Source organism: Streptomyces sp. SID11385 (assembly GCF_010548245.1).
In the GTDB taxonomy this organism is placed as follows: domain Bacteria; phylum Actinomycetota; class Actinomycetes; order Streptomycetales; family Streptomycetaceae; genus Streptomyces.
Genome location: NZ_JAAGLR010000598.1, coordinates 1 through 5,981, shown reverse-complemented (window position 1 = coordinate 5,981; position 5,981 = coordinate 1). Strand labels below are relative to the sequence as shown.

Sequence of the window (5,981 nt, the reverse complement as noted above, 5' to 3'; positions counted from 1 at the left end):
CGCGCTGCCCGGCACCGCGCCCGGACGCCGGGACGGCACCCGTGCCCCGGCCCCCGCCCGGCGGCCCGTCCGCGAGGCACGCTCCTCCCCGCCACCCGGCGCTCGCCGCTCAGGGCAACGTAGCCGCCGTACGGGGTCAAGTCGCCGTATTCGCGAAAAAGCGACCCCGACGCGGACATCCCCCGCCGGGCAGGGAGCACGCTACCCGGCGTCGTCAGCCGCTCTGCGCACTCCGGGTCACGTGCGCGCGGATCGCCTCCGCGACGGCCTCGGGGTATTCCATCATCGCGACGTGGCCCGCCTCGGGCAGGGTCAGCAGCCGGGAGTCCCGGAAGGACCTGGCCGCCTTGCGCGCCATGCGGTACGAGACGAGCTGGTCACGGCCGCCGTAGACGAGGAGCGTGGGGGCGAGGACGCGTTCGGCCTGGCGCCACAGATTGTGCTGGCCGCCGAGCGTGTACGCGTTGACGATCGCGCGCGCCGAGCGGGTCATCGCGTCCCAGAAGTACGGCAGCGCCAGGCGCCGCTCCATCTCGGCGACGGCCTGCCGGAACCCCGCCTCGTCGACGCGGCGGGGATCGCCGTAGCAGAGCCCGAGCACGCCCCGCACCCGGTCCTCGGCGGTCCAGTCGCGCGAGAGGCGGTTGAAGAGCGCGGTGACGCCGGGGACGGCGAGCAGCCCGGTGGGCACGGCGCTGCGCTGCACCCGTATCTCCGGCAGGGCGGGCGAGACGAGCGTGAGGGTGCGTACGAGGTCGGGGCGCGCGGCGGCCACGCGGGTGACGACGGCGCCGCCCATCGAATTGCCGACGAGGTGCACGGGGCCGCGCCCGCGCGCCTCCAGAAGCGCGACGACGGAGCGCGCCTGCGCCGAGATCCCGTAATTGCCGTCGTCGGGCGGCGGCGAGTCCCCGAAACCGGGCAGGTCGAGCGCCTCGCCCTCGACGTCCTCGCGCAGCAGCCGCAGGAGCGCGGACCAGTTGAGCGAGGAGCCGCCGAGGCCGTGCACGTACAGCGCCGGGGGCAGTCCCTCGCGCGAGGGCGGCACGGAGCGCACGGCGAGCGTGCGGCCCGGCAGATGGCGGGTGTGCAGCTCCTCGTCCCGGGCGAGGGGGACGGGACTCACCCGGGGTTCGGCGGCGGCGGGCAGGGAAGACGGTTCCGGGGACACGCGGCCATGTTACGAGAGGGTCACGCCCGGAGAGCGTGTGCGGGCGGTCACACCGGGGGACGCGAGGGACGTACCCTGACAATCAGGACGAGGAGCCGCGTGTCCGCTCCGTCCGCTCCGTGTCACCCGGGCCCCGAAAGGCGGATGCCATGACGATCGATCCCCAGGAACCGCGAGCCGAGGAGCCTCCGGCGGACCCGGAGGAGCCCGGGACCTTCGAGGGCGAGGAGGAGGAACACCCCCCGCTGGAGCGCAAGGACACCGAGGCGGTGGACGAGGCGGACCGCGCGGAGCAGGAACTCGTCGTGGAGGAGGACGAGGAGGAGTACCGCTGACGCCGGGGGCGGGCCGCGTACCGCTGTACGACCGCCAAACCCGTCGCTATCGTCCCGACACGGCCGTGACCAGCGCGAAGCCCGTGTCCGCCTGGTGAAAAGCTGCCGCAAGGCGCGCACAGGGCGGTTACCGAAAAGTACGATGGCGGGCGCGGGCACCGTTCCGCGAAGGCAACGAACCTGGGAGGCGGCGTGAGCGCCATCGAGCAGACAGAGGCAGCGCGCCCGAGGGGCACCCGGCTGCCGCGCCGCGCGCGCCGGAACCAGCTCCTCGGCGCGGCGCAGGAGGTCTTCGTCGCGCAGGGCTACCACGCGGCGGCGATGGACGACATCGCCGAGCGCGCCGGGGTGAGCAAGCCGGTCCTCTACCAGCACTTTCCCGGAAAGCTCGACCTGTATCTCGCGCTGCTCGACCAGCACTGCGAGGCACTGCTCCAGGCGGTGCGCGCGGCGCTCGCCTCGACGACGGACAACAAGCAGCGCGTGCGGGCGACGATGGACGCGTACTTCGGCTACGTCGAGGACGACGGCGGCGCCTTCCGGCTCGTCTTCGAGTCGGACCTGACCAACGAGCCCGCGGTGCGCGAGCGCGTGGACCGGGTGACGGCGCAGTGCGCGGAGGCGATCTGCGACGTCATCGCGGAGGACACGGGTCTCTCGCGCGACGAATCGATGCTGCTCGCCTCCGGGCTCGGCGGCCTCGCGCAGGTCGTGGCCCGCTCCTGGCTGCACAGCGACCGCAGCGTGCCGCGCGACACCGCGGTGCAGTTGCTCGCCTCGCTCGCCTGGCGCGGCATCGCGGGCTTCCCGCTGTACGGGAGCGAGCAGGCGCAGGGCGACTGAGGCGGACGGGCGCGGCGGCGGTGACCTCGGACGGCCCCGCCCCGCGCTTGTTCGCTCAGGGCGTGCCGGGCTCCGCTCAGCGGGGTCCCCTCGCCGGGCTAATGTGGGGCGCGTACGGCGCGCTGTGTCGCGCACATCGGTGACCGTCGGAGGGACATAGCCGTGGAGGTCAAGATCGGGGTGCAGCACGCGCCGCGCGAGATCGTTGTGGAGAGCGGGCAGAGCGCCGACGAGGTCGAGAAGGCCGTGGCCGACGCGCTCGGGGGCACGTCCCCGCTGCTGAGCCTGGAGGACGACAAGGGCCGCAAGATCCTCGTCCCCGCCGCGAAGCTCGCGTACGTGGAGATCGGCGAGTCCGCTCCCCGCAAGGTCGGCTTCGGCGTGGCCTGAGCCCACACCGCCCGGCCGCCGGGCACTCGGAGGCGGCCCCCCACGGGGGGCCGCCTCTTTCGTGCGCGCGCTGCCCGACGGGCGACGTCCCGAACGGGCGTTCCCCGTCGACCGGCGGGATTGCGGTTCCGTGGCCGGGGGTAGGACGGCTTCGACCGAATTGCCCGTCGATGCCGGGAGGACCGGATGATCGTGGAAGCGCTGGGCGCCGCCGCGCTCGGTCTCGTGCTCGCCGCCGTGGCGCTGCGCCGGTTGCCGGGACGGCTGCCGCACCAGGCGCTCGTGTACGCGACGGGCGGCGTGGGCGGCCTCTTCGGCGCCTTCGTGGCGCACAGCTCCCTGGGCCCGGGCCACCTGCCGCTGAGCCTCCTCGCCGCGACAGCCGTCACGGCGGCACTGCTCTCGCTGCTCCCCCGGCCCGGGACCGCCCCCGAACGACCACGCGAGCGCGCCACCGCCTGAGCGGCCCGCGCCGGGCGGGTCGCTTCGCGCGCCTGCGTCCGGTCCCGCTTCACCGGGTCCGCGTGGCCCTCCCCGTACCGCCGGAAAATGGCCGGAAACCGTCACCCGGCGGACGGGCGCGGGCCCGCCCCCGCGCGGCCGACGCCGTTCAGGCGGCCGTCCTCAGGAGGCGAGCCCCAGCGCCGCCATCCGCTTCGTGTGCGCCTCGGTGATCCGCGAGAACATGCGGCCCACCTCCGCGAGGTCGAAGCCGTCCGCGAGGCCGCCGACGAGCATCGTGGAGAGGGCGTCGCGCTCCGCCACGACCCGCTGGGCCTGCGAGAGGGCCTCGCCCATCAGGCGGCGCGCCCACAGCGCGAGGCGGCCCCCGACGCGCGGGTCCGCCTCGATCGCGGCGCGCACCTTCTCCACCGCGAAGTCCGCGTGCCCCGTGTCCGCGAGGACCGTGAGGACGAGGTCCTTCGTGTCCGTGTCCAGGCGCACGGCCACCTCGCGGTAGAAGTCGCTCGCGATCGAGTCGCCCACGTACGCCTTCACCAGGCCCTCCAGCCAGTCCGAGGGCGCCGTCTGCTGGTGGAAGGCGTCGAGCGCGGTCGCGAAGGGCTGCATCGCCTCGGCGGGCTCGGCGTCGATCTCGGTGAGCCGGTCGCGCAGCTTCTCGAAGTGGTGGAACTCGGCGGAGGCCATCTTGGCCAGCTCCGCCTTGTCCTTCAGGCTCGGGGCGAGCTTGGCGTCCTCGGCGAGGCGCTCGAAGGCGGCCAGCTCGCCGTAGGCGAGGGCGCCGAGGAGGTCGACGACCGCGTCCCTGTAGTGCGGCTCGACGGAGCTCGCGGCCCAGTCACGGGCGGTGGTCGCGGCGGCGGTGTCTGGCGTCTCCATGACCGCACAATAGCCCGCGCCCGGGGCCGCGCACCCGGGCGGCCGACAGGTGTGATGACCACTACGTGTGGCCTCGAACCGACACGCCTGCGGGCTTTGGGGGTATGGTGGTAAAGGAGCCCGCCGAATATGCCCATATGTTCAGCGGGTGTACCGAGGATGCCCGGTCGGTGGCCCGATCGGCTCCGACCCGACAGCCCTCCCGGCCGCCCGCGTCCTGAGCGCGTACGGCTTTCGAGGGGCCCTCAGCGGTATGAGCGCTGTGAGCGTGGGCAGAGGTCCCGCGACGCGACCCGGCCCGTCCCCGTTACAGCGGCCGGCGGTCCGCGGCACGGTCAAGACCCCTCATGTTCCCTCGTACCGCCTTAACGAAGAGGCAACATCCTGACTACGCAGACTTTTCGGGACCTGGGGATTCTCCCCGAGACGGCCGAGGCGCTGGAAGCCGTCGGCATCGTCTCCCCCTTTCCCATCCAGTCACTGACCCTGCCCGTCGCCCTGTCCGGCTCCGACGTGATCGGCCAGGCCAAGACCGGGACCGGCAAGACGCTCGGCTTCGGCCTCCCGCTCCTGGAGCGGGTGACCGTCGCCGCCGACGTCGAGGCCGGCCGCGCGACCCCGGACAAGCTCAGCGAGGCGCCGCAGGCCCTCGTCGTCGTGCCCACCCGCGAGCTGTGCACGCAGGTGACCAACGACCTCCAGACCGCCGGCAAGGTGCGCGACGTCCGCGTCCTCGCCATATACGGGGGCCGCGCCTACGAGCCGCAGGTCGAGGCGCTCAAGAAGGGCGTCGACGTCGTCGTCGGCACCCCGGGCCGTCTCCTCGACCTCGCCGGTCAGCGCAAGCTCGACCTCAGCAAGGTGCGGGCCCTCGTGCTCGACGAGGCCGACGAGATGCTGGACCTCGGCTTCCTGCCCGACGTCGAGAAGATCGTCGCGATGCTGCCCGTGAAGCGGCAGACGATGCTCTTCTCGGCGACGATGCCGGGCGCCGTCGTCTCCCTCGCGCGCCGCTACATGTCGCAGCCCACGCACATCAACGCGACCTCGCCCGACGACGAGGGCGCCACCGTCGCCAACACCGAGCAGCACGTCTTCCGCGCGCACTCGATGGACAAGCCGGAGATGGTCGCGCGCATCCTCCAGGCCGAGAACCGCGGCCTCGTGATGATCTTCTGCCGCACCAAGCGCACGGCCGCCGACATCTCCGAGCAGCTCCAGCGCCGCGGTTTCGCCGCCGGCGCGGTGCACGGCGACCTCGGCCAGGGCGCCCGCGAGCAGGCCCTGCGGGCCTTCCGCAACGGCAAGGTCGACGTGCTCGTGTGCACCGACGTCGCCGCGCGCGGCATCGACGTCGAGGGCGTCACGCACGTCATCAACTACCAGACGCCCGAGGACGAGAAGACCTACCTGCACCGCATCGGCCGTACGGGCCGCGCGGGCCGCTCCGGTACGGCCGTCACGCTCGTCGACTGGGACGACATCCCGCGCTGGCAGCTCATCAACAAGGCGCTCGGTCTCGGCTTCCCCGACCCCGTCGAGACGTACTCGACCTCGCCGCACCTCTTCGAGGAACTGAAGATTCCGGCGGGCACGAAGGGTGTCCTGCCGCGCAGCGAGCGCACCCGCGCGGGCCTGGACGCCGAGCAGGTCGAGGACCTTGGCGAGACGGGCGGTCGCGGAAAGCGCGGCGGCTCCGCCCCGGCCGGTGCTCGCGGCGGCTCCCGTACGGAGGACCGCAAGGACGCCCCCCGTACGGAGGAGAAGGCCGCCGAGGAGCGCGAGCCCCGCGCCCCGCGTCGCCGCCGTCGTACCCGTAACGGCGAGCCGGTCGCGGCCACCGCGGGCGAGCAGGGCGCCGAGGCGGCCGGTGAGGGCGGCGAGGACGCGCCGCGCAAGCC

Annotated in this window: 7 protein-coding genes; 5 read left to right on the top strand and 2 right to left on the bottom strand. The window is 73.6% G+C overall.

Annotated elements, in window-relative coordinates; genetic code table 11:
- Positions 1–214: 214 nt before the first annotated feature.
- Entirely contained in the window at positions 215–1,171 is a 957-nt protein-coding gene (locus G3I42_RS18405) for an alpha/beta hydrolase (RefSeq protein WP_164287336.1), read from the bottom strand.
- A gap of 149 nt (positions 1,172–1,320) precedes the next feature.
- Between G3I42_RS18405 and G3I42_RS18400 the strand changes: the two genes are divergently transcribed.
- The 4 genes from G3I42_RS18400 to G3I42_RS18385 all read left to right on the top strand — a co-directional run bounded on the left by G3I42_RS18400 (position 1,321) and on the right by G3I42_RS18385 (position 3,201).
- Positions 1,321–1,506 carry a hypothetical protein gene (locus tag G3I42_RS18400; RefSeq protein ID WP_164287334.1) on the top strand — a complete coding sequence of 62 codons (186 nt, stop codon included), beginning with the start codon at positions 1,321–1,323 and terminating at the stop codon, positions 1,504–1,506.
- Between the two features lie 192 nt (positions 1,507–1,698).
- The gene (locus G3I42_RS18395; protein ID WP_164287332.1) at positions 1,699–2,349 is read left to right on the top strand and encodes a TetR/AcrR family transcriptional regulator; all 651 of its coding nucleotides are present in this window, start codon (positions 1,699–1,701) and stop codon (positions 2,347–2,349) included.
- 162 nt (positions 2,350–2,511) lie between these two features.
- Positions 2,512–2,739: a DUF3107 domain-containing protein gene (locus G3I42_RS18390; RefSeq protein WP_007822359.1), complete on the top strand. Its 228-nt coding sequence runs from the start codon at positions 2,512–2,514 to the stop codon at positions 2,737–2,739.
- A 186-nt stretch (positions 2,740–2,925) separates the two neighbouring features.
- Positions 2,926–3,201: a hypothetical protein gene (locus G3I42_RS18385; RefSeq protein WP_164287330.1), complete on the top strand. Its 276-nt coding sequence runs from the start codon at positions 2,926–2,928 to the stop codon at positions 3,199–3,201.
- Positions 3,202–3,363: 162 nt separating this feature from the next.
- Here G3I42_RS18385 and G3I42_RS18380 read toward each other — a convergent pair whose 3' ends face one another.
- Positions 3,364–4,080 carry a ferritin-like fold-containing protein gene (locus G3I42_RS18380; protein ID WP_164287328.1) on the bottom strand — a complete coding sequence of 239 codons (717 nt, stop codon included), beginning with the start codon at positions 4,078–4,080 and terminating at the stop codon, positions 3,364–3,366.
- A 513-nt stretch (positions 4,081–4,593) separates the two neighbouring features.
- On the opposite strand from G3I42_RS18380, the gene G3I42_RS18375 reads away from it, so the two are divergent.
- A partial coding sequence (locus G3I42_RS18375) for a DEAD/DEAH box helicase (RefSeq protein WP_343244585.1) occupies positions 4,594–5,981 on the top strand: 1,388 nt, incomplete at its 3' end.

Excerpts from the sequence above, each read along its gene's own strand:
- G3I42_RS18400 (WP_164287334.1), top strand. The coding sequence starts at position 1,321 with ATGACGATCGATCCCCAGGAACCGCGAGCCGAGGAGCCTCCGGCGGAC.
- G3I42_RS18385 (WP_164287330.1), top strand. The coding sequence starts at position 2,926 with ATGATCGTGGAAGCGCTGGGCGCCGCCGCGCTCGGTCTCGTGCTCGCC.
- G3I42_RS18380 (WP_164287328.1), bottom strand. The coding sequence starts at position 4,080 with ATGGAGACGCCAGACACCGCCGCCGCGACCACCGCCCGTGACTGGGCC.